This is a genomic window from Belnapia sp. AC561 (genome assembly GCF_979252845.1).
In genome coordinates, this window is record NZ_CEEDBP010000557.1 from 1 (window position 1) to 229 (window position 229).

The window sequence follows — 229 nt, forward strand, 5'->3', positions numbered from 1 at the left end:
CTTTTATGCTGTTCGACGAGCATCGGCGCCCCACCACCGCTGCGCAATTCGCGCTGTTAGACACGAACGCAGACGGCGAACTTTCAGGCGATGAACTCTCATCACTCTCGGCTTGGGCAGATACGAATGAAAACGGCCATCTCGATGACGGCGAAGTTCAGTCGCTGGTAGAGCGGGGAATTGAGCGGCTGCGTTCAAGTGAGTTTGCATTATTTGCCCGTAGCAACGG

1 protein-coding gene is annotated in these 229 nt (G+C 55.5%); it reads left to right on the top strand.

Annotated features, from left to right (window positions below):
• Window positions 1-229, top strand: a 229-nt coding sequence (locus AC0IW9_RS32245; RefSeq protein ID WP_471652341.1) for an EF-hand domain-containing protein, incomplete at both ends; no start/stop codon positions are given.